22 protein-coding genes and 2 pseudogenes are annotated in these 25,763 nt (G+C 69.3%); 15 read left to right on the forward strand and 9 right to left on the reverse strand.

Features of this window, described 5'->3' with window-relative positions; translation table 11 throughout:
• Positions 1-182: 182 nt before the first annotated feature.
• The 5 genes from G3I71_RS23275 to G3I71_RS23295 all read right to left on the reverse strand — a co-directional run bounded on the left by G3I71_RS23275 (position 183) and on the right by G3I71_RS23295 (position 5,307).
• Complete coding sequence (locus G3I71_RS23275) at positions 183-1,307, reverse strand: PDR/VanB family oxidoreductase (RefSeq protein ID WP_164316851.1); 1,125 nt, start codon at positions 1,305-1,307, stop codon at positions 183-185.
• A 23-nt stretch (positions 1,308-1,330) separates the two neighbouring features.
• Positions 1,331-2,242, reverse strand: coding sequence for a metal-dependent hydrolase (locus tag G3I71_RS23280; protein WP_164316853.1), 912 nt, complete (start codon positions 2,240-2,242; stop codon positions 1,331-1,333).
• Between the two features lie 74 nt (positions 2,243-2,316).
• Positions 2,317-3,249 carry an alpha/beta fold hydrolase gene (locus G3I71_RS23285; protein WP_164316855.1) on the reverse strand — a complete coding sequence of 311 codons (933 nt, stop codon included), beginning with the start codon at positions 3,247-3,249 and terminating at the stop codon, positions 2,317-2,319.
• The gene (locus G3I71_RS23290) at positions 3,246-4,391 is read right to left on the reverse strand and encodes a hypothetical protein (RefSeq protein WP_164316857.1); all 1,146 of its coding nucleotides are present in this window, start codon (positions 4,389-4,391) and stop codon (positions 3,246-3,248) included. The genes G3I71_RS23285 and G3I71_RS23290 overlap by 4 nt, the downstream gene beginning before the upstream one ends.
• A 4-nt stretch (positions 4,392-4,395) precedes the next feature.
• A complete protein-coding gene (locus G3I71_RS23295; protein ID WP_343243052.1) occupies positions 4,396-5,307 on the reverse strand; it encodes an SDR family oxidoreductase in 912 nt (303 codons plus the stop codon).
• 152 nt (positions 5,308-5,459) lie between these two features.
• On the opposite strand from G3I71_RS23295, the gene G3I71_RS23300 reads away from it, so the two are divergent.
• The 5 genes from G3I71_RS23300 to G3I71_RS23320 all read left to right on the forward strand — a co-directional run bounded on the left by G3I71_RS23300 (position 5,460) and on the right by G3I71_RS23320 (position 10,012).
• Positions 5,460-6,101, forward strand: a complete 642-nt coding sequence (locus tag G3I71_RS23300; RefSeq protein WP_164316859.1) for a TetR/AcrR family transcriptional regulator — start codon at positions 5,460-5,462, stop codon at positions 6,099-6,101.
• Positions 6,102-6,525: 424 nt separating this feature from the next.
• Entirely contained in the window at positions 6,526-6,714 is a 189-nt protein-coding gene (locus G3I71_RS52310; protein WP_275409256.1) for a hypothetical protein, read from the forward strand.
• Between the two features lie 440 nt (positions 6,715-7,154).
• On the forward strand, positions 7,155-7,967 hold the full coding sequence (locus G3I71_RS23310; RefSeq protein WP_164317021.1) for an oxidoreductase: 813 nt from the start codon (positions 7,155-7,157) through the stop codon (positions 7,965-7,967).
• An 81-nt stretch (positions 7,968-8,048) separates the two neighbouring features.
• Entirely contained in the window at positions 8,049-8,567 is a 519-nt protein-coding gene (locus G3I71_RS23315) for a nuclear transport factor 2 family protein (RefSeq protein WP_164316860.1), read from the forward strand.
• A gap of 293 nt (positions 8,568-8,860) precedes the next feature.
• Positions 8,861-10,012 carry an L-dopachrome tautomerase-related protein gene (locus G3I71_RS23320; protein ID WP_164316862.1) on the forward strand — a complete coding sequence of 384 codons (1,152 nt, stop codon included), beginning with the start codon at positions 8,861-8,863 and terminating at the stop codon, positions 10,010-10,012.
• A 96-nt stretch (positions 10,013-10,108) separates the two neighbouring features.
• Here the strand turns inward: G3I71_RS23320 and G3I71_RS23325 are convergent.
• Both G3I71_RS23325 and G3I71_RS23330 read right to left on the reverse strand, forming a co-directional pair.
• Positions 10,109-10,480, reverse strand: a pseudogene (locus G3I71_RS23325) (PIG-L deacetylase family protein); the annotation flags it as partial.
• Positions 10,481-10,553: 73 nt separating this feature from the next.
• Positions 10,554-12,896, reverse strand: a complete 2,343-nt coding sequence (locus tag G3I71_RS23330) for an MMPL family transporter (protein ID WP_164316863.1) — start codon at positions 12,894-12,896, stop codon at positions 10,554-10,556.
• 155 nt (positions 12,897-13,051) lie between these two features.
• Between G3I71_RS23330 and G3I71_RS23335 the strand changes: the two genes are divergently transcribed.
• The gene (locus tag G3I71_RS23335; protein WP_164316865.1) at positions 13,052-13,699 is read left to right on the forward strand and encodes a TetR/AcrR family transcriptional regulator; all 648 of its coding nucleotides are present in this window, start codon (positions 13,052-13,054) and stop codon (positions 13,697-13,699) included.
• A 225-nt stretch (positions 13,700-13,924) separates the two neighbouring features.
• On the opposite strand, the gene G3I71_RS23340 is transcribed toward G3I71_RS23335, so the two are convergent.
• Positions 13,925-14,455 (reverse strand): acyl-CoA dehydrogenase family protein, encoded by a 531-nt coding sequence (locus G3I71_RS23340; protein WP_164316866.1) that lies wholly within the window; start codon positions 14,453-14,455, stop codon positions 13,925-13,927.
• A 12-nt stretch (positions 14,456-14,467) separates the two neighbouring features.
• Here G3I71_RS23340 and G3I71_RS23345 point away from each other — a divergent pair, with 12 nt between their 5' ends.
• Complete coding sequence (locus G3I71_RS23345) at positions 14,468-14,845, forward strand: hypothetical protein (protein ID WP_164316754.1); 378 nt, start codon at positions 14,468-14,470, stop codon at positions 14,843-14,845.
• A gap of 396 nt (positions 14,846-15,241) precedes the next feature.
• Here G3I71_RS23345 and G3I71_RS23350 read toward each other — a convergent pair whose 3' ends face one another.
• On the reverse strand, positions 15,242-16,084 hold the full coding sequence (locus tag G3I71_RS23350; protein WP_164316868.1) for an IS5 family transposase: 843 nt from the start codon (positions 16,082-16,084) through the stop codon (positions 15,242-15,244).
• Between the two features lie 109 nt (positions 16,085-16,193).
• Here G3I71_RS23350 and G3I71_RS23355 point away from each other — a divergent pair, with 109 nt between their 5' ends.
• The 8 genes and pseudogenes from G3I71_RS23355 (at position 16,194) to panD (ending at position 25,703) form a co-directional block, all read left to right on the forward strand.
• On the forward strand, positions 16,194-17,492 hold the full coding sequence (locus G3I71_RS23355) for an SNG1 family protein (RefSeq protein ID WP_164316870.1): 1,299 nt from the start codon (positions 16,194-16,196) through the stop codon (positions 17,490-17,492).
• 240 nt (positions 17,493-17,732) lie between these two features.
• A complete protein-coding gene (locus tag G3I71_RS23360) occupies positions 17,733-18,302 on the forward strand; it encodes a TetR/AcrR family transcriptional regulator (protein WP_164316871.1) in 570 nt (189 codons plus the stop codon).
• Between the two features lie 554 nt (positions 18,303-18,856).
• Positions 18,857-19,735, forward strand: coding sequence for an alpha/beta fold hydrolase (locus G3I71_RS23365; RefSeq protein WP_164316872.1), 879 nt, complete (start codon positions 18,857-18,859; stop codon positions 19,733-19,735).
• Between the two features lie 113 nt (positions 19,736-19,848).
• Positions 19,849-21,543 carry a CocE/NonD family hydrolase gene (locus tag G3I71_RS23370; protein ID WP_239149323.1) on the forward strand — a complete coding sequence of 565 codons (1,695 nt, stop codon included), beginning with the start codon at positions 19,849-19,851 and terminating at the stop codon, positions 21,541-21,543.
• A gap of 722 nt (positions 21,544-22,265) precedes the next feature.
• Positions 22,266-22,967: an SDR family oxidoreductase gene (locus G3I71_RS23375; RefSeq protein ID WP_164316874.1), complete on the forward strand. Its 702-nt coding sequence runs from the start codon at positions 22,266-22,268 to the stop codon at positions 22,965-22,967.
• 621 nt (positions 22,968-23,588) lie between these two features.
• Positions 23,589-24,614 carry an NmrA family NAD(P)-binding protein gene (locus G3I71_RS23385; RefSeq protein WP_203731104.1) on the forward strand — a complete coding sequence of 342 codons (1,026 nt, stop codon included), beginning with the start codon at positions 23,589-23,591 and terminating at the stop codon, positions 24,612-24,614.
• Positions 24,615-24,747: 133 nt separating this feature from the next.
• Positions 24,748-24,825, forward strand: a pseudogene (locus tag G3I71_RS52960) (transposase); the annotation flags it as partial.
• Positions 24,826-25,283: 458 nt separating this feature from the next.
• Complete coding sequence (gene panD / locus G3I71_RS23395; protein WP_164316875.1) at positions 25,284-25,703, forward strand: aspartate 1-decarboxylase; 420 nt, start codon at positions 25,284-25,286, stop codon at positions 25,701-25,703.
• Positions 25,704-25,763 lie beyond the last annotated feature (60 nt).

Here is a 25,763-nt window from a genome sequence, read left to right on the forward strand (position 1 = left end):
GAACTGGCCGTCGCTGCCCTGTACATGGCCGCGACGACCCGTGGCGGAAACGTGCGCGGCGTCATCTTTCACACGGACCGCGGCAGCGAACTTGGACTCAATCGGTCGTTGTAGCGTCGATGATTTGCAGTAAGCCGTCAGAGTGGGGCCCTTTTTTACTCACCGTCATAGCCAGCCGCGCTCTACGGGCGCTCGGCCAGCGCTCCCACCTCCAGCACCAACCGCTCTCCTTCCGGTGCACGCGAGACGCAGGGCAGCATGGCGCCCTCCGCACGTTCGGTAGCCGTGAGCCGACGGTCGCGATGATCGACGTGGCCATGGGCCACCCGTACCTGGCAGGTGCCGCAGAACCCCTGGCGGCAGGAGAACGGCAGGTCGGGCAGGGCCTCGTGGAGAACATCCAGGGCGGAGCGGTCGTACGGCACTGGCAGAACTCTTCCGGTGTCGCCCAGCTGAAGTTCGAAGGGACGGCCGTCCGTGATCGGGGGCGGGGCGAAGCGCTCGAAGTGCAGGGCTGACGCGCGGCTGCCACCGAACGCGCGCCGAACGCCGTCGATCATGGGCGCGGGCCCGCAGCAGTACACCGCGCCCGTCGCCGGGCTCAAGCTCAACAGATCGGCCGCTTCGGGCGCGCCGGATTCGTCGTCAGGACGGATGGAGACCCGGCCGGGGGCTGTGGCCGCGAGGTCGGCCAGCTCTGCCGCGAAGGGCATGGAGCCGCGGCTGCGGCCGGTATGCACGAGCCTCCAGTCCAGCCCGCGTCGGGCGGCTTCCCGGGCCATCGGCAGGATCGGGGTGATTCCGATGCCGCCCGCGATGAGCAGGACGGCTGCTTCGGCGGCGAAGGGGAAGGCGTTTCGGGGCCGCCCGGTGACGGCGACCCGCACACCGTCTCCGAGGAAGTCGTGCACCTCGGCCGAACCGCCTCCGCCGTTGGCGATGCGGCGCACCGCGATGCGGTACCGGTACCGGTCGGCAGGGTCGCCGCACAGGGAGTACCGCCGCTTGCGGCCGGAGGGCAGGTGCAGTTCGATGTGGGCGCCGGGTTGCCAGGGCGGGAGTGTTCCCCCGTCGGGTGCTGCCAGCCGCAGGGAGACGACGTCCTCGGCCTCTTGGTGCCTGGTGGCGACGACCAGTTCCCGGGTCACGGGCATCTCGGTGGCCGGCGGGCGCCCAGGAGAAGTGCCGCGCCGCGCGAGGCGAGTGACCGCGTTGTCGCTGAAAGCCGCCAGTTTCCGCATGAAGGAGTCGCTGCGCGGTCTGCCGTACAGGTCCGGCGGCTGGGTGAGGGGTGTGCTGGTGTCCATGGGAGACCTTGCTGGTTGCCGGGTCATCGGGCGGCCGCTCGGGCAGCGGGTGACGCCGCCAGGTAGGCGACCGCCTGCTGGGTCGAGCCCTCGTGGGTCGGGTGGTAGCCGGGGCGGAAGTAGCGCAGCACCGAGCGGGCGAACGCGCCCGGTGGCGGCAACAGGTCCTTGCGGGCGGCGGCCAGGTAGTCGCGGAAGCGGACCTTGACCCGGTCGTCGAGTTCGGGGTCGGCGCTCATCAGGAAGCGGACTCCGCGGATCCACAGTCGGGTCAGCACCGGAGCGGTGACGAGCATGCCGGTCACTCGGCGCCGGTACCGGGGATCGAGGTGCACCAGCAGGTCGAACGCGACCGAGCGGTGTTCGACCTCCTCCGCGCCGTGCCAGCGGAACAGATCGAGCATCGCGGGGTCCGCGCCGGCCTGGTCCAGGTGCCCGTTGCTGAGAATCCAGTCACCCAGGTACGCGGTGAAGTGCTCGAAGGCCGCTATGAGGGCGAGCCGTTGGAGGAGATGCGCGTGTGCGGCGGCCGGCGTCAGCTCCGGCCGGTCTCCGAGCACCCTTCGGAAGATCCATTCGGACTGCACGGTGTACGGAGCCGGGTCCAGCCCCTTGGCGAGCAGGTGCTCCAGGACCCTCTGGTGCGCCTCGGCGTGCATCGCTTCCTGGCCGATGAAGCCGCGTACGTCCTCGCGCAGCCGGTCGTCGGTGATCAGTGGCAGTGCCTGCTCGAAGGTGCGCACGAACCAGCGTTCGAGCTCGGGGAGCATGAGGTGGAGCACATCGAAGGTGTGGGTCGCGAAGGGCTCACCCGGCAGCCAGTGCAGCGGGGTGGCGCCCCAGTCGAAGGTGACGTCCCGGGGTTGCAGCACCAGGTCGTGGTGGTCGATGGGCTCGGAGGGACTCTCCGGGTGGGCATGTGCGGCTCGGAACATGACAGGTTCCTCATCCGTCGGCGATCGGTGTGTGCGGAAGGGGCGAGTACTGCCGGTCTGTTACTGCTGGTCCGTCAGATCGGGTGTGCGGCGTGGTCCGGAGTGCGGCGGGAGCCGTCTTCGATGCGGTGGGCGAATTCCGCGATCCGGGACGCGACCTCCTCGGGGTGGCTGAGCTGTACCCAGTGTCCGGCGTCGATCGGGCGCCGTTGTATCTGGCGCGTCCAGTGTTCCACTCCGTACGAGAGCACCGGGGTGACGCAGAAGTCGCGCGTGGGGATGATGAGTTGGACCGGGACGGTGGTCGGCCGGTCCCGCGGACGCAGCAGGCGGGGCAGCATGTTGGCGCGGTACAGCGCGGTGCCGGACACGGCGTCGCGGGCCAGCGTCGGCGCGGGGTAGGGGGTGTGCGTGGGCACACCTTGGGAGCCGGTGAGGAAGGCGCGCCAGCGGTGTCCCAGTGCTCTCCAGGTCAGGGTGGGCAGGAGCGGGAAATGGAAGTAGGCGATGTACCAGGACCGTGCGGCCTGCCGCAGCATCTTCGGCAGATCCGGATGCCGCGGCCGGAGGCGGGCCCGGATCAGGTGGCCGACGTGGTCCAGGCAGGGTCCGGAGATGGAGGTGAACGAGGCGATCCGCCCGGCCAGGCGGGTGCCGGTGACCGACTCCCAGGAGTGGATCGATCCCCAGTCGTGTCCGACCAGGTGCACCGGGCGGTCGGGGCTCACGGCGTCGAGGACCGCCTCCAGGTCGGCTTCCAGTCGGGACATCCGGTAGGCGCGCAGACCCCTGGGCCGATGGGAGGCACCGGCTCCCCGCACGTCGAAGGCGGTGATGTGGAAGTGGTCGGCCAGGCGCTCGGCGACCGGTCGCCACACGGCACTGGTGTCCGGATAGCCGTGGACCAGCACCACCGGAGGAGCCGTGGACGCTCCCCATTGGTAGGCGGCCAACTCCACGCCGTCCGCGCCGTCCACGGCGATCCGGCGGGCGGTCGGGCCGGTCACCGGCCACCACCGGCAGGGGCCAACTCGCCGTAGTTCAGACCGCCGTGGAGGAAGCTGGGCACCACCGGCCAGTGCCGCTTGAAGGGGGCCAGCTCCGAGGAGGGCAGGATCTGCAGCCAGCGCGGATCGCGCCGGCTGGGGTCGGCGAGGGTCTTCTCCTTGACCATGGAGTCGTACTGGTCGAGGGAGTCCTCCAGCGTGTTGGCGTTGGGCACCACCTCATGGCCGTAGAACGCGGCGTGTCGGCGCACCCCGGGGATGCGGGAGAGCTCGGGCTGCCAGTTGTCGGCCGAGATGCCGTTCTCGGAGGAGACCCACACCCCGTCGGGGGTGTTCAGTACCAGGGAGTGGTTGCCGTCCGTATGGCCGGGAGTCCACAACAGGCTGACGCCGACACCGAGTTCGACATCGCCGTCGAAGGCGGTGACGCGCTCGGGCGGTACCCCGTCCATGCCTCCGTCGACGTACCAGGCCCACTGCATCGGATGCATCGCTTCGAAGGTGCCGAGCTCCCTGCGGTGCACCAACAACCGGGCGCGCGGGAACAGCGCTTCGCGGGGTGCCCGTTCGCCGGGAATCGTGCTGGTACTTCCCATGATCATGCGCACGTCCTGGACGTGCAGGTGGTCGAAGCTGACGAAGTCCACGTCCTCGGGTCGCAGACCGCAGGAGGGCAGGACGGTGTTCGGGTCCTGGTAGAAGCGGGCGAAGACGTGCTCGGTGAGAAAGTCCCCCGCCAGCCGCTTGAGCTGGGCGTAGAACGGTGCTTGAGCCGTTCCGGCGGCGACGGTCGGCTCCCACACCAGTGTTTTCGGCTCACCGTCGAAGCCGTCGAACTGTACGACGAGCATCCGGTTGACGATGCTCACGAACGGGTTGACGGCGAGCGCGGCGCCGTGGAAACCGAACCGGGTCGGGTACGGGGCGGCGGCGATGTCGAAACTGCGGACGGCGTGGATGCGGCCCTGCTGGACGAACCGCTCACGGTAGGTGGCCGCGGCACTGCGAACGGCGCGCAGCCGGTCACCGCGGGGCCATACGTCGTGGACGCCCTCGAATTCGGGGATGGGACGCGGAGCGGCGGCGTCCTGGGCCTTCTTGACCTTCTGCGTGCTGGGCGCCGGCTTGGGTGTGGTGGTCACGGGCTCAACTTTCGGGATGGCGGGCGGTCCGGGTGCGCTGCTCGTAGGCAGCGCGGACCGACCGGTCGGACAGGGCGGCGAGCTGGTCGGGGACGAGGAGGTGATGCAGGGCGTCGCGGGCACGGCCCGGCAGCACCGCGGCCAACCGGGTCAGGGCGGCCACCTGGCGGGGAACGAAGACCTCGAACCGAGGGCGCAGCACGACGTCGAGCACCGCGTCGGCCACCTGATCCGTCGTCAGGCGTCGGGTGGGTCCGGTCGCGGTACCCACGGCCAGCTCGGTGTCCACGACGCCGGGCATCACCAGGGACACGTGCACGCCGGTGCCGCGCAGTTCGGCGCGTACGGCTGTGCTGTAGCCGTGGACGGCGTGCTTCGTCGCCGCGTAGGTCGCCTCGCCGGCCGGGGCGACCTTGCTGGCGGCGGAGGCGATGTTCACCACGTGGCCGCGACCGCGTTTCCGCATCCCCGGGAGCACGAGTTTCATCCCCCGCAGTACGCCGTGGACGTTGACGTCGAACTGGCGCAGGGCGGCTTCCTCCGATTCCTCCGCGAAGGGGCCCACCCACATGATTCCGGCGTTGTTGACCAGTACGTCGATCGGCCCCAGCCGGGTCTCGACGGTGCGCAGGAAGTCTTCGAAGGAAGGCGTGTCGGTGACGTCGAGAGAGAGCCCGAGCAGCCGGCCACCGGGATGTGCGCCTATGGCACCAGCCGCCTCCATGGCGAGCTCCGCGTCGAGATCGCCGATCGCCACGGCCGCTCCGGCCGCGGCGAGCCGGGCCGCGACGGCACGCCCGATTCCGCGGCCCGCCCCGGTGACCGCGATCACTCGGCCGGTCAGCGGTTGTGTGCGGGGGAGCTTGTCGCGGTCTCTTCGGCTGGACGTGTACGGGTATTTGCGCGGTGCTGCCACGGTCGAGCCCCTTTCCTGCCCTGAGCATGAGCGGAACGCCGAGCGGCAAGCGGCCCCCGCGCATGTCTGACACGGTGCCATGTCAGATGAACTGACAAGCTAGAGTGTCAGTTCGGAGTACACCGGTGTCAACACCTCTGCGAAGGGGAGAAATGACCGGCACACAGACCGCCGGGCGGCGCTACGGCGGACGCGATGCGGCGCAACGACAGCAGGAGCGCCGCACCCGCCTCGTCCAGGCGGGCCTCGACCTGTTCGGCACGGCCGGATACGCGTCAGCCTCCGTCAAGCAGGTGTGCTCCCGTGCCGGACTGACCGAGCGCTACTTCTACGAGTCGTTCCGCGACCGCGAAGACCTTCTCGCCGGGGTCTACAACGAGCTGATCGCAACGATCAGCGCCGAAACCGCGCAGGCCGCAGCCGCTGCCGCACCTGATGTCGACGCCCAACTGCGCGCCGGCCTCGAAGTGTTCATCCGCACACTGGCCGGCGACGCCCGCATGGCCCGCCTGGTGCTCATCGAGGTCGTGGGCGCCAGCCCCCGCCTCGAAGTACGGCGCCGTGAGGTGCTCCACGAATTCGCCGCGATGGTCGCCGCCGTCGTCGGACCGCTCCCTGACCCGGAAGCCTCCTCCAGCCGGCTCACCATGACCGCGATGAGTCTGGTCGGCGGAGTCAACGAACTCCTCGTGGACTGGACCCTCGGTCACCAGAACGCCACCGTCGAAGAACTGATCGACCTGTGCTGCACCCTGTTCATCGCGGCCTACCGAGCCATCAGCGATCAGCCCTGATCGCGCAGGCCCGGATTCCTCGGGAGCCTTCCGCGCCGGACGGCACTCCACGCCCCCTGCTCACCGGCCCGGCGCACTCGGCGGCCCTGTTTCGATCAGGGGGCGGCGAGAAGCAGTGCGCGATGAACGCAAGCGCGGCGCACCTGCCGGCCATCGACTGTCGGACGGGTTGCGTATAGATCATCCATCCGGAAGCGACGCGATGTGATCGGGCTGAGCGGCCGCGAACCATGACGGGCCCGTCGCGTCGGGGGAGCTGCTGAACGGCGGGGGATCACCCGCCGCCGGCGCCCCCGCTGGCTCGCCTGCCCTGGGGTCCAGTCCGCGCGGGACCGGCCCTGCCGCTATCGCCGGGTGCCCGCAAATGCCCAGGCCCGCTAAGTGCTTGCGTCTCTCGACCGCGGTCACTGTCCGTATTCGCACGGTGGACGCATTCGCCGGTATCGAGTACTGCGCCCCGCCAGTGATCATCGTCGGCGACATCGGGCTCGTGCCCGACTCACCGGACGCCACCGAGGGCTTCTACCGCCTGGTGTCTGCCGCGACGGCGTATCCCTGCATCTGTATCTGTATCTGGAGCGTTTCGGGGTGTGCCGAGATCGGCCGCGTGTAACTGATCGCCATTGAGCTGCTGTTCATGGCACGGGAGGCCCGCTCGTGCCCCTCGTCCTTGGCCACGCTCTCGAACGCCGGGCGGGCGTCTTCCCTGCTCCGCAGCCAGGCGGCGCCGATCGCCTTCTCGCCCGGGAAGAGTCGGAAGATGCGCGGCTGCGTGACACCGACACGCTGCCAATCGCTTGGCGGAGGTGCCGTAGCAGCCCTTGAGCGCGAACTCGCGATCGCGGCGCGCGGATGGCGCTGTCGCGCCTCTCCTGCCTGCGCATCCGGCGCGCGCCGCCATGCCGGCGGGCGCCGGTCAGCCCAACCTGAAGCCGGCCGGCGACGTGGCCCGGGATCAGTTCCGTGCTTGAGCTTGCGCATTGGAAACCGATCGGTTTACAGTGAGGCCAAGAGGAAACTGACCGGTTTCCCAGGTGGTTTCGGGAGTGCATGATGACGACAAATCGGCCGGTGGCCCTCGTGACGGGCGCGTCCTCCGGCATCGGCAAGCAGACCGCCCTCGCGTTGGTCGCGGCGGGTTTCGAGGTGGCCGGCACGGGCCGCGACACCTCACGCGTCACCCCGCTCCAGGGTGTGACGTTCTTCGACCTCGACGTGGTCAGTGACAAGTCGGTCACCGCCGTGGTCCAGCAGGTGATCGACTGGTTCGGGCGGATCGACGTCCTGGTCAACAACGCAGGCATCGGCTCGATCGGTGCGGCGGAGGAAACCTCACTCACGCAGGCCCAGGGCGTCTTCGACATCAACGTCTTCGGGGTCATGCGCATGGTGAAGGAGGTCCTGCCGCACATGCGTTCCCAGGGACGCGGGCGCATCATCAACCTCTCGTCCGTACAGGGCTTCATCCCCGCCCCCTACATGGCCGTCTACGGCGCGTCCAAGCACGCGATCGAGGGCTACTCCCAGTCCCTGGACCACGAGGTCCGCCAGTACGGCGTCCGCTCGCTCCTCGTCGAACCCGCCTACACCAACACCGGATTCGAGGCCAACAGCGCCAAGCCCGACACCCCCCTGCAGACCTACGCCGGCCAGCGGCGCGTCTTCGACCGCCTGATGACGGAGGCGATCAAGAGCGGTGACGACCCCGCCGTGGTCGCCAAGGCGATCGTCACAGCCGCCACCGACACCAAGCCGAAACTGCGCTACGCCGCCGGCCCCATGGCCGGACGCGCACGCATGCTCCGCTTCGTTCCCGCCTGGGTCCTGGACAAGCAGATCCGCACGATGAACAAGCTCACCGGCTGACAGCCGCCACCCGCACACCCCGTCCACCAAGCACGCCGGCACCCGCACATCCCATCGCGCCGCTGATCCCGGGAGAGATCCATGTCCGAGCCCCTGAATTCCGCCGCCGCCACCGTCGCGAACTGGCGCTCCGCAGAGGAACGCGGTGACGTCGACGCCGCGGTCGCGTGTCTGAGCCGGGACGTCGTGCTCAGCTCGCCGCTCACCGAGCAGTTCCGCTACGAGGGATCTGACCAGCTGCGTGACTTCCTGACCTCGGCGTTCACAGCGGTCAAGGACGTCCGTTACCACACCCAGACCGGCGAGGGCGACACGTACGCGCTGGTCTACCGGGCGCGGGTGGCGTCCCAGTCGTTCGAGGAGGTGCAGTTGCTGCGGCTCGACGACGAGGCAAAGATCAACGAGATCACGCTCTTCGGGCGTCCGATGCCGGCCCTCACCGCCCTGATGACCACCCTGGGGCCCAAGCTCGCCCGCCAACAGGGCCGCCGGGGCCTCGGCGCGCTCATGCGCGCCAGCACCATACCCGTGCACGCGATGGTCACCCTCGGGGACCGCGGCATGGTCGCCAAGACCCGGCCGGCAGCCCGGCAGACCTGAGAGCACCGGATCCGCCGGCCGCTTGGCCCCGTTCCCCTCCCAGGAGTTGGCGGCAGCCGCAGACGATGTCCCCGGCGGACAGCTTCTGGTCACAGGAACGTACGAGGTACCTGCCGTCCAGGTGGGCTCCGGCTCGCCCTGACCACACGGGCGAAGCCGACTCCCCGAGAGCGGCTGCTGGAGGCACCGTCCCCCACAGGCCACGGCAACGTCCGGCCAATCCCCCCACGCGCCGAGGCGATGAGGCAACTCGCCGCGTCTTCCAGCAGCTTGATCCCACAGGAGACGCCTCCGTGACACGACGTACGCACCTTACGGCGACCACCGCGTCGCCGGCCGCCACCCAACTCGCCGGACCCGCCTCCGCCTCCCCTTCCGGTTCGACAGTCGGCCACTACGAGGCCGTTGCCCGCTTCTGGGGCCCGATGCCGACGGGTGTCACCGTCTCGCGCCGAGGCCGGGTCTTCGTCAACTTTCCCCGCTGGGGCGACGACGTCCCGTTCACCGTCGCCGAACTGCGCGGAGGGAAGCCGGTGGCCTACCCCGACGCCGAGGTGAACCGCGAGGACTCCTCCGACCTGGCCGGACACTTCCAGTCGGTGCAGAGCGTCGTCGTCGACCCGGTCGACCGGCTGTGGATCCTCGACACCGGAAGCCCGCTGTTCGCCGGGTCCTCCTACGGCGGTCCCAAGCTCGTGGCGGTCGACCTGCGCACCGACCGGATCGTACGGAAAATCCTCTTCCCGCCCGAGGTGGCGCCGGCGAACAGCTGCCCCGACGACGTGCGCTTCGACCTGCGGCGCGGCGCCGAGGGCATGGCCTTCATCACCGACTCGGGCGGCTCCAACGGGGTGATCGTGGTCGACCTCGCCACGGGCCGCTCCCGGCGGCGACTGGCCGGGCATCCCTCGGCGTTCCCGGACGAGCGGTTCCCTCCGGTCATCGCGGGCGAGCCCTTCATGGTCCGCCCTGCGGACGCCGCGCCGACGTACTACGAGACCGGCTCCGACGGCATCGCTCTCAGCGCCGACGGCACGCGTCTCTACTACTGCCCGCTCTCCAGCCGCCGACTGCACAGCGTGTCCACCGACGCCCTCGCCGACCCGGACGCCACGGATGCCGAGGTGGCGGCGACGGTCGAGGACCTCGGGTTCAAGCCGATGGCCGATGGCCTGGAGAGCGACGACAAGGGGCGGGTCTACGGCGGCGACCTGGAACACAACGTGATCTGGCGCAGGAGTCCGAACGGCACCTACCGGACCCTCGCCCAGGGACGCGATCTGCTCTGGGCCGACACCCTGTCCGTCGCCTCGGACCGGCACCTGTACGCCATCGCCAGCCAGCTCAACCGGCTGTCGCCCTTCCACGAGGGCAAGGACCTGAGCCGTAAGCCCTATCTCCTGGTCCGCCTGCCGATCGACGCCGGGCCGGTCAGGCTCGTTTGACCTCTCCGGCCCGCGTCAGGCGTCCGCCTGGCGACTGTCCCGGTGCGTACCCCCGCGGTGCAGCGGACGGCCCCGGGCCAGGGACGGCCGCCGCCCGGAGCTCAGCGTAGGCCGGCGAAGTATGTGATCGGGGCGGCCGTAGAACCCGTTCTCGTCGTAGGTCACGACGACATCAGGCTGGTGACGCGGCATCCGTTCGGCCGGCCGAGCAGCTGCCTCATCCACGGGCGCACTCCAGAACGATCCGAGCGCAGTGTCGGCCGGCCGGCCCATCATCCCGGAGTCGGCGTACCCGAGCAGCTCAAGATGACCGACCCCCAGGACGTCACAGCTCGCTTCGAGCTCGCCTCGACGCATCGCGGCAACGGCAGCCGGATCATGCCCGGGGTCGCCCGGCTTCGCCCTCCCCGGACCGTCATCGCAGCCACCGTCGGTACACGTGACAAGCGCCGTGCGGATGCCCGGCGAGGGTGGCACCGGCACCGCGGCCGGCGACCGCGGGCTCGGCGTTGCCGGCAGGCACGCGTTCGCCGGCGGAGTGTCAGGTCTGCTGCGCTGTGGCGTGCTGCCGGGGAGCGGCAGGATGGGGGAGCGGGATCTTCTGCGCGAGTTTCTCGCCTTCGACGTCCAGGTCGGGTAGGAGCCGGTCCAGCCACACGGGAATCCACCAGGCCTTCTCCCGCGCGAGTGTCATGGTGGCCGGGATGAACGTCATGCGGATGACGAACGCGTCGATGAGGATGCCCACCGCCAGCGCGAATCCCGCCTGTTTGATCATGGGCTGCGCGTTGAAGATGAATCCGGCGAAGACCGAGACCATGATCGTGGCCGCGGCGACCACGACAGCGCTCGCCCGGACGAAGCCGGAGACGGTCGCGTCGAGCGGGTCGGCACCGTGCATGCGGGCCTCGCGCATCGAGGTGACCAGGAACACCTGGTAGTCCATGGCCAGTCCATAGAGCACGCCGGTGACGATGATGGGCAGCAGGCTCACCACAGGTGCGCTCGCGTCGAGTCCGAACAGCGCCTGCAGCCAGCCCCATTGGAAGACGGCCGTGGTGACGCCGAAGGTGGCGGCGATGCTGAGCAGGAAGCCGAGAGTGGCCATCACCGGGACGACGACCGAGCGGAAGACCAGGAGCAGGACGATCAGTGAGAGTCCGAGAACGGTGGCCACGTAGAGGGGCAGGACGTCCCCGAGGCGGTCCGACACGTCGATCGCGAGGGCGGTGAAGCCGGTGATGCCGATGGTGACGCCATGGGTTTCGCGGATCTCCCGGCTCTTGTCCCGAATGGAGGTGACGAGGTCCTTGGTGCCGTCGTCGTTCGGACCGTCGCCGGGAACGAGGCTGAGGACGACCACGGTGCCGGTGGTGTTCACACCTGCCAGAGAGATCGAAGTGGCGCCCTCGGTGTCCTTCAGCTCGGAGACGACCGCGGCGAGGGCCGTGGGGGTGAGCGGCCGCCCGCTGTCGGAGGAGCGGGCGACGAGCATGAGGGGTCCGTTGTAGCCGGGGCCGAAGGTGTCGCTGACCTCCTCATAGCTCTGGCGCTGTGCGGTGTCGGGGTTGTAACTGGCGCCGGACGGCAGGCCCATCCTCATGTCGAGGGCGGGCAGCGCCAGAACCAGGGGAATCAGGAACGCCGCCGCGAGAGCGGGGTACTTGTGGCGGACCAGGCGTGATCCCCAGCGGGTGGCCCGTGTCCGTGCGGCGGCGGAGGCCCGCTGCTGCGCCGTGCGTCGGGTTCCGGCCGAGCAGATGCGCTCCTTGACCAGGCCCAGGAGCGCCGGCAGCAGGGTCAGGGCGAGCAGGACGGTGATGGCGATCGTGGCCGCGGCGGCGATGGCCATGGTGCTGAGCAGCGTGATACCGACGACCAGCAGTCCTGCCAGGGCGATGATGACGGTGCTGCCGGCGAAGAAGACCGCGCTGCCGGCGGTGCCGATGGCGCGGCCGGTCGCCTCGTGCGCCTCCAGGCCGGTGTCCAGGATGAGCCGCCGTTGCCGGTTGACGATGAACAGGGCGTAGTCGATGCCGACGGCGAGCCCCAGCATCAGGGCCAGTACGGCGGTGAGCGAGTGGATCTCGAAGACGGTGGAGAGAGTGAAGGCGCCGCCGACGCCCACCGTGACACCGATCAACGCGATGATCAGGGGCAGGCCCGCAGCAACGACCGATCCCAGGGTGACCAGCAGGACGATGGCCGCCACCACGACGCCGACGATCTCACCGGCGCCCACGATCTCGGGTATCTCCAGCATGGCCGCCGACGGCAGGACGTCGAGGTGGGCTCGTTCGGCCTGCTGCTCTGCGGCCTCGACGGTGCTGTCGATCGTGCCGGAGGGCAGCTCATAGGTCTGCTCGTCGAACTGGAACTGCATCAGGGCGGTGGAGCCGTCGGCCGAGACGATGACCCCGGGCACCGGTCGGCCGTCCTGCAGCAGCGGGGTCGGCACCTTGTCCCCCGTCGGCTGCCCGGCGGCTTCGGCCACCGCCGCCTGGGCCCGCAGCAGCGGACTCTTCTCCCCCTTGGACAGCTCGTCCGCGAGGACCTTGCGGGCGTCGATGACGTGGTCGTGGAGATAGACCGCGTCCACCGAGGCGATGAGGGCGGCGCGGCCTTCCTCGCTGTCGACCCGCGTCCCGTTCTGCGCGCGGAACACCAGCATGCCCTGCCCGCCGGACGCCTCGGGAAGGGACTTCGCCAGATCGTCGATGACCTCCTGGGCGGAGGTGCCGTCGATACGTACCTCGTTGCTCAGCTTGACGGGGTTGACCGCGAGCAGCGCCACCACGGCGGCCACCACCGCCAGCCAGCCGGCGATCACATACCAGGGCCTGGCGTAGGCGAAATGCCCCAGCCGGTACAGCAGCACAGACACAGCCTTCTCCCTTCTCCGGCGCACCCTGCTGGGCACGCACATCCGAACGAAGTGAGAGGGTACTACCAAAACGATAGTGAACTATCAAAGCGATAGGGTGCTATCATCGCGCAGGTGAACGAGTAGTTTTGCGGTGCGGAACGGGAGGATCGGAGATGCCGAACGGCGCACCGCGCACACGTCGGCTCCGCAGGGTCGACGCCCGCTCCAGCGTGGAGCGCATCATCGCGGCCGGACGTGATGTCCTCGGCGCGGGTGAGGGCTCCTTGGAGCAGATCGCCGCAGAGGCGGGCGTGGGCATCGCCACGCTCTACCGGCACTTCCCCAACCGGGAGGCCATCGTCCGGGCCGTCCTCGACGACATCCTCGAGACCGACCTCCTCCCACTGATCAACGACGCCACGGCCTCCCGACACCCGCGCCAGACCCTCCTGGACATCGCCACCCGGCTACTCGACCTGATCACCGAGGAGCGGGGACTGGTCACCTTCGCCGCCAACTTCGCCGACGTCGCCGTGGACGCCCTCCAGCGGTTCAGCGAGTCCCTCCGCCCCCTCCTCGAGCACGCACAGGAGCAGGGTGAGATCCGTACCGACCTCACTGCGGACGACATTCCGCACTTCCTCGTCATGGGCATCGCAGGCCTCGCGCTCCCGGGCACCGCACCGTCCATGCGCGCACGCTTCATGGCCCTGCTCTTCGACTCGCTCAACCCCGTCGGCGCGTCCCCTCTCCCACCGGCACGCGAGGAAGCGGAAGATGGCGACCTCCGCGCCGCGATCAGCGGCGTCGTCCGGGACTGACTCCCGGAGCCGAAGCTGACCCCAAGGGAGCCTGATCGCCGCGAGGCCGAGGAGCCTCTCCATGGCAGAGCCCGGGCTGCCGGAGGTCGGGTGGGTGCGGGATGAGGGTCCGGCCAGCCAGGTGCCCGGCGGTGCCGGACCAGCGGGGGACTGCCCCGGTCGGCGTCTGTCGGTGGAATCCGCGGGTCACGGACCGTCTTGCGAGCCGGCGGGGGTCAGTTGGGTTCAGACGCCCGTCTCGCCGAGGTCCGCTGCCCGTCTGCCGAGTTCGTCGCTCCAGTCGCGTTCGCCGGCCACGGCGTCGCGCCACGCCCACAGCCGCCGGGTGACGTGGTGCAGTGGGTACTCCTGGGTGATGCCCCTGGCACCCTGCAACTGGTGTGCCGGGGGCGCGACTTCGGTTGCCGCCTGGGCGGTGGTGATGCGGGCCACGGCCACGGCCGCGCTCGTTTCACACGGTCCGGCGGAGTTGGTGCCGGTTGCGGCCTGGATGCCAGCAGGGTCGGCATCAGTCGTCACAGCGTGCCGAGCCAGTGCCAGGGCCGCCTCGGCCTGGAGCAGTTGGACCTTCATCAGTGCCGGCCCCGAGGAGACCGCCGGAATCCGCAGGAAGGGGGCGCCGAACTGGTGGCGCTCGGAGACGTAGGCCTTCGTCAGCCGGTACGCCCCGCGCGCCACGCCGGTCACGGCGGCCGACCGCAGCAGTGCCAGGCGTGACCGGATCACGGCGTGCCCAGGGCCGGAGGCGATCGGCATGGCCGGAGTGCGGTGCAGCAGAACCGTGTGTTCCTGGTGTCCCGGATGCGGGAGCGGTGCGACCGGCAGGGCGACAGCACGGAAGCCGTGGCGACCGGGCTGCAGTCCATCGGATTCGCGCTCAACGTCGACCCGGACCTCGACCTCTGCACCACGTTCACGGCTTGCGCCCTGCCCGGTGTCCGGATGACCTCGTTGGCTCAACTCGCTGCCGAACTCGGCTTGCCCACGCCCACGGAGGAACAGGTGAGGGACGCTGCAGCCGACGCCGTATCGGCCGAACTGGCGCCAACGCGCGCACCCTCCTGGGCCGGGGCAGGCGCTTGCGCGGTGGCCGACGCCCAGTTTCGAGGCCATCTCTGGAGCCGGCAGGTCACCGGGAGCCGGTAACGGCGACTGCTGGGCGGGGCGGCTCCGATGGCCGTGTTGGACGCGACGGACCTGGACCGCTTGCGCGACCTGAAGCGAACCGCTCCACTCGCGGCTCGAAGCGACCTGACGACAGGGGTGGCGCGGGCACGCGGCTTCCTGGCGTTGCTGGGATATGGGCCGGCGCCTCGACTTGGAATTTGTAAACTGATCGGTTTACGATGGCTCTGAAACCGACCGGTTTCATCAGTCGGAGTCCCGGTGGGGTGCTGCGTCCCCGGTTCCGCGTCGACGGCCGTGTGTGCCGAGATTGAACGTTCCGAGGGTCACCGGACCGCAAAGAAGCTGTCCGCCCTTCTCCGGATATGAGTGTGTAGCCCGAGACCGGAGTAAGAGGTCGCGCGGATAGGTGTGTGGTCATGGGCGGCGGTTGGGGCGTTCGTCCCAGCGGTGGGTCGTCCATGACTGACGGATCAGGCTGCGCACGGTGATGATGGTGTCGGCGAGGTCGAAGAAGGCGTCGATGACTGTGGTCCGGCGCTCGTAGCAGCGGGCGATGCGGTGGAAGGCGTTCTGCCAGGCGTGGGTCCGTTCGACATGCCAGCGCCGGCTTGCCTGGATCGGTGCCTTCTCGCCCTTGTGCGCGATCCGGCCGTGCAGGCCGCGTTCGCCGAGAACAGCGCGGGTCTTGTCCGAGTCGTAGCCGGCGTCCAGGCGCACGGTGACGATGTCCGGCAGCGGTCCCAGGTCGTCCAGGCGGTCCAGGGTCGGGGCGAGCAGCGGGGAGTCGTGACGGTTCGCTCCGGCCAGCACGCGGCCCAGTGGAATGCCGTAACCGTCCGTCATGCCGGAGCGTTTCAGGCCCTGTTTGCCCCGGTCGACCGGTGAGCGCCCGGCGGCCTCGCCGCCGCCGGGGGCTTTGGTGATGGAGCCGTCGACGGCGATGTGGTCCAGGACGAGGCCGACAATGCGGTCGTAGGACTCCAGCGCGATCTGTTTGAGCCGGGCGAAGACGCCGAGTCGGATCCACTCGTCACGGCGGTTGCGGATCGTGGTGGCCGAACAGGTCGTGTCGGCGATCGCCTGGTACGAGCAGCCGAAGCGCAGGAGCTGCAGCAGCTTGTCGAAGACGATCCGATCGCTGATCCGCGGGCGGTGGCAGCCCAGTGGATGACCCGGGTGATACCCGGGCCGCTCGGGCAGCAGGGCGGCGAATTGGCCCCAGAGCGGTTCGGTCAGCCATGATGGCAGTACAGGCACAGGTCTCCCCGGTGATCACAGAGCGTCGCAACTCCATGATCGCCAAGACCTGTGCCTGTCTTGCTGCCGGGGGTTCCACCACCGCGCCTATCCGCGCGACCTCTAAGTCATGAGTGGGATTCACCCGTTCCGCGTCCTGCGTGCCAAACCCCTGTGGATCGCCAACGGCGTCATCACGGGCGTCCTCGCGCTGCTGTTCACCGTGTTCTACGTCGGGGCCAACATCGATCCCGTCGATCACATGAAGAATCTGCCCGTCGGCCTGGTCAACGCCGACAAGGGAGCCGCTGTCGGCGGCGAGCAGGTCAACCTGGGGGCTCGGATCACCGAGTCGATCAAGAAGTCCACCGCGAGCGGGGGCAAGATCGACTGGAAGGTGATGGACGAGAAGGAGATGAAGGAGGAACTCGGCAAGGGCAAGCTGTACGGCGCGCTCGTCGTCCCCGCCGACTTCACCTCCGCCACCACCGCACTCACCGGCGCCGCGACCACCGGGGTCCCGACCCGTCCGACGCTGACGGTGCTGACCAACCAGTCCGCCGGCGGCGTGGGCTCCAGTCTGGCCCGGACTGTGACGACGCGTGCGGCCGAAAGCGCCTCGCTCCAGGTGGGCAAGGAACTCACGTCCCAGGGTGGAACCGGGCAGGCGAAACTGCCCGTCGCGGCACGCGTCCTCCTGGCCGACCCGGCGGCCGTCACGGTCCGGGACGGCCATCCGCTCGACTCGCACAGCGGTCTGGGCCTGACGGCGTTCTACTACGCGCTCGTCCTGGTGGTCTGCGGCATGCTCTCCGCCAACGTCATCAGCGGCCAGGTGGACCACGCCCTCGGCTACACGCACAACGACATGGGCCCGCTGCGCCTGCACCGCCCGTTGATCCGGGCGACCCGGGTGCAGAGCCTCGCGATCAGCAGCACTCTCATGGCCGGGCTGTCGCTGCTGATGGGGAGCCTGGTCATGGTGGCCGCGGTCGGCATCATGGGGATGCACGCCGCCCATCTGCCGCTGCTGTGGCTGTTCTCGGTGTGCGCCATCGCGGTCTCCGGGATCGGTGCGCTCGCCCTGCTCGCCGTCTTCGGGACGCCCGGCATGCTGGTGGTCACGCTGGTCTTCATCGGGATGGCGGTGCCGACGGCCAACGCCACCACGCCGCTGCAGGCGCTGCCCGGCTTCTACCGCTTTCTGGCGGAGTTCGAGCCGCTGCGGCAGATCACCGGCGGCATCCGCTCGATCATCTACTACGACGCCCAGGCCGACGCCGGCCTGACCCGGGGCTGGATCATGATGGCCGTCGGCCTCGCGGCAGCCGCTCTCTTCGGTTTCGGCATGACCAACTGGTACGACCGCAAGGGGCTCCACCGCATCCCCGCCGAGGCGGAGCCCGAGAAGGCCGCTGCCCCGGCATAGCGGAAGGCGGCTCACCCAGGACGGGGCCATTGCTCGGAGTGGCCTCGGTGTGCGTCGCCCTCGTGGGGACGGGAGGCGCGCGCACCATCAGGGCTCGGCGACGGTCTCTCCCCCAAGACCGTCGCCGAGCCTGAGCCTCTGAACAGCCTGCGAGCGTCCGACCGGCGGCGGGTGTGTCCCCCGACACCCCACGGAAACCGATCGGTTTCTATTTCGTCCGATTCGAGTTAACCTCGCGGTATGACTACCGAAGTGAAGCAAAGTCCCCGGGAGCGGCTGCTGGAGGCCGCGGCCACGCTTACCTACCGCGACGGCGTCGGCATCGGCGTCGAGGCGCTGTGCAAGGCGGCGGGGGTGTCGAAGCGCTCCATGTACCAGCTGTTCGAGAGCAAGGACGAACTGCTGGCGGCGAGCCTGAAGGAGCGTTCCGCTGCCTTCGTGGCGAGGGCCCTGCCACCGACGGACGACGACCGTTCACCCCGCGAGCGCATCCTGTACGTCTTCGAGCGGGTGGAGTCGCAGGCGGGTGCGCCCGACTTCCAAGGCTGCCGGTACCTGGCTGTGCAGATCGAGCTCAAGGATCAGGCCCACCCCGCGAGCCAGGTGGCCCACCAGATCAAAGCAGACCTGACGGGCTTTTTCCGTTCCGAGGCCGAACGGGGCGGGGCGAGCGACCCCGACCTGCTGGCCCGGCAACTCATCCTGGTCTTCGACGGCGCCAGCGCCCGCGCGGGGATCGGCGCCGACAATCTGACCGGACTCATCGCGCCCACTTTGACCACCCTGCTCGATGCGGCAGGCATGCACTGACGCATCCCCTTTCGAGCAGGCGTCGTGACCGTGCCCTCCCCAGGTCGGTTGCTCCCGCCCCTGATTCCCCGCAATCGAGGGGAGTCCGGTGGCCGTAAGGGTGTTGACGGGCGTGCCGCGCGCCAGGAAGGCCGTCGTCTTGTCGACATCAGCGCCCAACAGCAGGTACGCGGTTCCTGGGGCCTCGTCCGGTCGGCCCGGACCGATTGGCCCCGTCGCCCTTGGCCCCGTCGCCCTTGGCCTCGTCACCCTTGGCCTCGGCGGCGTAGCCCTACACCCCTGGCTGGAGCGTTTGGACGTGCCGCAGTAGTCCTTGAGTGCGGAATCGGCGACCGCGGTGCGGGTGACACTCTCGCGTCCCCCCTGTGCGCTGACCCTGTCGCTGCGGGTGGCGGCCTCAGCCGCCTTGCGCTTGGAAACCGATCGGTTTACGATGATGGAAACCGGTCGGTTTCTCAATGAATCCAAGGGCTGGTCCGTGGTCACGCCCCCTTTGGGCGGGCCCTGTCCGAATCACCCGTCCGCAGCAGTTCACACAAAGGGAAGCCAGCGAGATGCCCAGCTCAGAGCCACGTCCCACGATTCACATCCCGGGAACCACCAGCCACACCATCGCCCCGCGCGCAGGACACCGCAGCGACGAGGGGACCCTGCGCTACCTCAGAGCGGGCACCGGCGCTCCCGTGGTCCTGCTGCACACCGTGCGCACCCAGGCCGAGCACTTCCGCTCCCTCATCCCGCTGATCGCGGACCAGTACACCGTGTATGCCCTGGACCTGCCGGGGATGGGCTACTCCGAGATCGTGCCCGGCGCGTCGTACGACGAGCCGGCCATGCGCGCGGGCGTCGAGCGGCTCCTGACCGAACTCGACCTCCATGACGTGACCCTGGTCGGGGAGTCCATGGGAGCGGTGCTCGCCCTGACCACCGCGGCCGACCTGCCCGAGCGGGTCCGGCGCGTCGTCGCGGTGAACACCTACGACTTCCCCGGCGGGATCGCCCGCTCCAGTCTTCTCGCCCGTGTGGTGGTCAGCGGTGTCCTCACTCCGGGGGTGGGCCCGGTGGTCGCCGGGGTGGAGCCCAAGGCCGCCATCCGCCGGATCCTGCAGGGCGGGCTGGTCGACAAGACCGCGCTGCGGGAGGACTACCTCGACGAACTCCTCCAGGTGGGCGGCCGCCCCGGCTACTCGACCGTCGCCCGAGCCGTGTACCAGAGCCTGCCCAGCCTCATCGCCGCCCGCTCGCGCTACGCCGAGGTCAAGGCACCCGTCCACCTCGTCTACGGGGAGAAGGACTGGTCGCGGCCCTCGGACCGGCAGGCCGACAAGGAGCTGCTGTCGGCCGCCGATTTCACGCAGGTGCCGGGAGCAGGCCACTTCATCGCCCTGGAACGGCCCGACCTGCTGGCCGACCTGCTGAACGCGGTGGCGTGACGGCCCCGAGAGCGCCGTGGTCACCCCCGTTCGGGTGTAGTGCGGGACGGGGACCGAGTTCGTCCATGTGCCTGACGGCGTCGTGGCATGCAAAGGAGCAGCGCGTGGCGGAGATGCAGATCGAGTTCGACGTTCCGGCGGAGATGCGTGACGGCACGGTGCTGCGCGCGGATGTCTACCGGCCCGGCGGTACGGGGCCGTGGCCGGTGCTGCTGAGCCGGCTGCCGTACGGCAAGCAGACGCCCATGATGGGCGCCGTACTCGATCCGCTGGCGGCGGCCAGGCACGGTTTCCTGGTGGTCCTTCAGGACGCCCGTGGCCGGTTCGCCTCCGAGGGGGAGTGGGAGCCGTTCACGTATGAGGAGAGCGACGGTTACGACACCGTACGGTGGGCCGCCGCGCTGACCGGCTCGAACGGCTCCGTCGGCATGATCGGCGGCAGCTACTTCGGCAACACCCAGTGGATGGCGGCGCTGTCGAAGCCACCAGAGCTGAAGGCCATCGCGCCGATGATCACCTGGTCCGACCCGGACGACGGGCTGTGGACGCGGGGCGGTGCGATCGAGCTCGGCCTCAGCGTGCCCTGGTCGCTCCTGCAGGGTGCCGACACCCTGATGCGCCGACACTCCACCGACCTCGACGGGCTCGTGAACGGCATCACCGGGCTCGTGCAGGATTTCGACGGCCTGGCGAGCGGCGGTTACGGGGAGCTGCCCGCCGGGCGGTTTCCCGCGTTCGCCCGGCACGACCTGCCCGAGCTGGGCTACGAGCGGTCCCGGCGCGAGCCCGAGTGGGCGGCGTCCTGCACTGTCGCGGGCCGGCACGGCGAGGTCGATCTGCCCACCTTCCAGGTCGGCGGCTGGTTCGACATCTTCGGCCAGGGCACGCTCGACAACTTCACCGCCATGCGCCGCGCCGGCCGGTCCGCCACGCTGGTCATGGGCCCGTGGACCCACACCAACTGGCGGCACGTGGTCGGTGACGTCAACTTCGGGTTCGGCGCGCACTCCGACTACATGGGCATGCGCGGACGCCTGCACGACATGCAGTTCGACTGGTTCCACCGGACTCTCGGCGAAGGCGGCGATGGTGGAGCTGCGGAGCCGGACACGGGCACGGTGCTGCTGTTCGTCATGGGCGTCAACCAGTGGCGCGAGGAGACCGAATGGCCCCTGTCGCGGGCCGTGGACACGGACTTCCACCTGCGCGTGGACGGACGCCTGACCCCTGAGCCGCCGTCCACCGCCGAGCAGGCCGAGGAGTTCACCTACGACCCCATGGACCCGGTGCCGACCACCGGCGGAGCGCTCCTCATGGGCGGCGGGCTCCTGACCGCCGACGAGTTCCGTCCCGGACCGCTCGACCAGGCGGCTGTCGAGGCGCGCGAGGACGTCCTGGTCTTCACCACCGAACCGCTCACCGAGGACGTCGAGGTGACCGGCAGGGTCCGGGCGGTGCTCTTCGCCGCCACGGACGGACCCTCGACCGACTGGGTAGCACGCCTGTGCGACGTCGATGAGACAGGTGTCTCCCGCAATGTGGCCGACGGCATCGTGCGCGTCCGCGCGGCGACGCCGGGGGAGGCGGCCGAGCATGTCGTGGACCTGTGGTCGACCAGCATCGTCTTCCGGGCGGGGCACCGGATACGGGTCCAGGTCACCTCCAGCAACTTCCCCCGCTGGGACCGCAACCTCAACACGGGCGAGCCCGAGGAGAGCGCGACCACGGCCCGAGTGGCCCGCCAGCGCGTCTTCCACGACCCCGCCCGGCCCTCCCGCATCGTCCTGCCGGTGGTTCCGGTCCCATAGGAAGCACCGGCAGGACGATGCGGCGGACATGAGGGACGCCATCTCGCACAGGGTGCTCCTCAGAACTACGTCCGTCGAGCCACCACAGTGCTGGGATTGATCGCCACCCACCGGCCTCATCCGTTTCCCTCCCAACGGAGGCCGGATCATCCCGCGACTCTGGTACGTGGGCTCCAGCTCACGCCGGGTGCGTGACCCGTCTGTACGGGGCCACGCGCCGGCCCCCGCGGACTGGGCCTCTCGTCGCGAGGTCGCGTCGCCATAAACGTCGTCGGGGTCGTCGGGCCTGTCTTTCCTGGCGTCGCGCGCCTCGCCGACCTGCACGCCGTACTCGAGCTGTCCTTGCGCCGTCGGCAGCCGACCGCCCTTGGTCGCCGACCCCAGGCCGGCCCACAAGGGCGCGCCGGCCGAGCACGTCGGCGACACCGAGCCGTACGGCACGCCACTCCTCACGTCACTCCGCTGAACTCCGCCTTAGGCCCAGCCAGGCCCAGTCGATCACTGTTGGCGGACTCGCGGCTTTCACCGGCCTGCGCCCGGCGAGTACGGACTTCGTCGATGGACACGAGGCCAGCCGGCCCCTGAAGCCTGAGCTCCGCCCGGCTCCACCCCGACCCCGCGTGCCGTAGTCACCCGGTGCTCAGCTCAACCCGACTTGCATGATGAAACCGAACGGTTTACGGTTGGTGAAACCGATCGGTTTCATCTTTATGGAGGTAGTAATGACAGCAATCAAGGGCGCCAGCGTCTTCGTCACCGGAGGCAGCCGTGGCATCGGCAGGATGCTGGTCGAGGAGCTCTACGCGCGCGGCGCCGGCAAGGTCTACGCCACGGCCCGTGACCCGCGCACGGTGACCCACCCCGATGCCGTTCCGCTGGCGCTCGAGGCCACCGATCCGGCATCCGTGGCAGCCGCAGCCGAGCAGGCTCAGGACGTCACCATCCTGATCAACAACGCCGGGGCCTCCGTCCGCGCTTCGTACCTCAACTCCCCGATGGAGGACGTGCGCCGGGATCTGGAGACCAACTTCTACGGGCCGCTGCTGGTCACCCGGGCCTTCGTGCCGGTCATCGAGCGCAACGGCGGGGGCCACATCCTCAACGCCCACTCCGCCCTGTCCTGGCTGGCCGACGGCACGCCCTACGGCGCCTCCAAGGCCGCCCTGTGGTCGCAGACCAACTCCCTGCGCCTGGAGCTGCAGCCGCGCGGCATCGCGGTGACCGGGCTCCACATGGCCTACGTGGACACGGAAATGACCTCGGGTCTCGACGCGCCCAAGGCCGACCCCCGCGACATCGCCGTGGCCGCACTCGACGGCATCGAGGCGGGAGCACACGAGGTGCTGGCCGACGACACCACCCGCTGGGTCAAGTCCCAGCTGTCCTCCGACCTGGAAGCCATGTACGCCCAGCTGAAGAACTGACACCACCCGCGTTTTCCAGGCAGCCCCGTGTGGACAGCTCGCCCACCCACCGCTTCGCCGATGTGAGGGGGTTCCGGCTGCACATCGCCGAACAGGGGCAGGGCCGCTGGTCCTGCTGCTGCACGGCCGGCCGGAGAGCTGGTGCTCCTGGCGTCACCGGTTCGGGTCGCTGGGGTCGGCCCGGTACCCGTTCGTCGCTCCCGACCAGCGCGGCTACGCCGGGACTCACCCGCTCTCCCGGCATGGCCGACGGAGGACGACATTCGGGCGTACGCGGAGGACTTCGTCCTGCACGGCGAGCGGGCGTGGTGGGAGACCGCGACATGGTCACCGCGCTGCGTCCCCCGGCGGGGGCAGCTCGCTGGGCGAGATCTTCCGTGGCCAGGGCGGGTCGGACAACCGCTGACCGCTGACCGTTGCCGCGCCTCAACTGCACTGCCTTCGGTGCAGCCGGGTTGCGGGCACTGGACACAGCAGGAGCGTCCCGCCAAGGCCAATGCCGCACTCCTCGACTTCCCTCACCCGCATCGACGACCCCGCGTCCCGATGACGCTACGCGGCATCCGTCATGTGGCTTTCTCAACAACTGAATCCCCCCACCACCAGACAGAGGACACATTGATGCCAGAGCGCAACCCCATCCTGATCACCGGTGCCGCCGGCGAAGTCGGTGGTGTGAGCCGGACGATGGTCGACATGCTGCTCGAACAAGGGCACCCGGTGCGCGCGTTCGTGCGCCAGGACGACGAACGCGCGGATGTGCTCCGCCAGGCCGGGGCCGAGGTCTTCGTCGGTGACCTGCTCACCATCGCCGACGTGAGCGCCGCGCTGAAGGGTGTCCGCCGCATCTACTTCAGCATGAGCCTGTCGCCGTACTGCACCGACGCCGTCAGCCTGATGGCCGCCGCGGCACGGGCCCAGGGCGACATCGAGGTGTTCGTCAACATCTCCGAGTACGAGCAGTCGTTCATGACGTTCGACAAGATGACCGCGCCGGAGGAAGAGCGGCGTGCGTGGCTCGGCGGACTCGTCGCCAACTGGTCGCCGCAGCAACGCGCCCACTGGGTCGCCGAGCAGGTGCTGGACTGGTCCGGCCTCCCGACCGTCAACATCCGGGCGGCCATGTTCATCGAGAACCCCCTGATGACCTGGCTGGCACTGGAGCCGCTGAGCAGGGGCGAACTGCGCCTGCCCTTCGGTGACCACCGGCTCGCGCCCATCGCGGGCTACGACGTGGCGGAGGTTTGCGTGAAGATCCTGGCCGACCCGGAGCCGCACATCTCGAAGTCCTACGACCTCAACGGCCCGGAGCTGAAGGACATGCACGGGTTCGCGGAGGACTACGCGGCCGTTCTGGGACGCGAGGTCACGTACGTTCCCGAAGACATCGAAACCTGGAACGAGACCTACGTCGACACCGCCCTGTCCGCGCTCCCGCACACCGCGGAGCACCTCAAGACCCTGACCCGGCTGAAGGGTGGCGGCGGCTACCGCGGCACCACCGACCAACTGGAAACCCTGCTCGGACGCCCGCCGAAGACCGTGCGGTGGGCGCTGGAGAACCACCCGCGCATCCGGAAGCTGGCGTCTGCTGAACCGCTGAGCGATCCGGCCCACCTCTCCAATTCGTCGGATCCCGCACTTTGACGCGTGGAGGTGGCCGAAAGCACCTTCTGAGGGGGCGGTTCGTGAGTCCTTAAGGGGGTCTACTGTCGCCTGACGGTGTGGCAGCGAGGCGGAGTCTGCCGGTCCGCGGTTGTTGATCTGGTGATGTGTTCGGGTGGGTGAACGCAAGCCGTATCCGAGTGACCTGTCGGACGAGCAGTGGTCGTTGATCGAGCCGGTGATCACGGCGTGGATGGACCGGCACCGGTGCACGAGCACAACGAGTTCCTCTGTTCCGGTGGCGCCGTCACGAGCGTGCCCGGCGGAAGGACTGTCGATGGCGAACAAACCGCCGTCCTTCTGTGCCTGACCTGCGGTGAAGAGTGCGTGGGCATCTGCAGTTACTGCGACCGCGCCGTTACCGGCTTCGGGAAAAGTTCTCAGTGGAATCCCGGGCCGAGAGGATGCTCCTCGCGCGGCGCTCGCTGCACAAGCAGTCCCAGTAACTGGAGGCCCTCGCTTGCCTGACGATCCATCACGCAAGTCAGCCTCCGATGAGCATGAGGTCCGAGACAGCCTTCTGTACGTGCTCCTGCTCGCGCGGCGCACGATGTCATGAAAGGTCTTCGAGTCCAAGGCATGCCGATGTACAGTGAATGACGCCCTTGACCTGCAGAAAGCAGGCAGGGAGCCGTCTTCCAGGAGTCCAAAGTGCTGCGTACTCTGTTCAAGTCCAAGATCCACCGCGCCACCGTCACCCAGGCCGACCTGCACTACGTCGGCTCCGTGACCATCGACGCCGACCTCCTCGACGCCGCCGACCTGCTGCCCGGCGAGCTCGTGCACATCGTCGACATCACCAACGGCGCCCGGCTGGAGACATACGTCATCGAGGGCGAGCGGGGGTCCGGTGTCGTCGGGATCAACGGGGCGGCGGCCCATCTCGTCCACCCCGGAGATCTGGTGATCATCATCAGTTACGCTCAGGTGACCGACGCCGAGGCGCGGGCGCTGCGGCCGAAGGTGGTCCACGTGGACCACGGCAACCGCGTCGTGGCGCTGGGCGCCGACCCGGCCGAGCCGGTGCCGGGGTCGGACCAGGAGCGCAGCCCGCAGGCGCTCACGGTCTGACCGTCCGGCGAGCCGGCCAGCCGGGGCGTCCGATGATGCGACGACCCGACGAGGAGTGTC

Origin of the sequence: Streptomyces sp. SID12501 (assembly GCF_010550245.1) — a bacterium.
Taxonomy (GTDB): domain Bacteria; phylum Actinomycetota; class Actinomycetes; order Streptomycetales; family Streptomycetaceae; genus Streptomyces.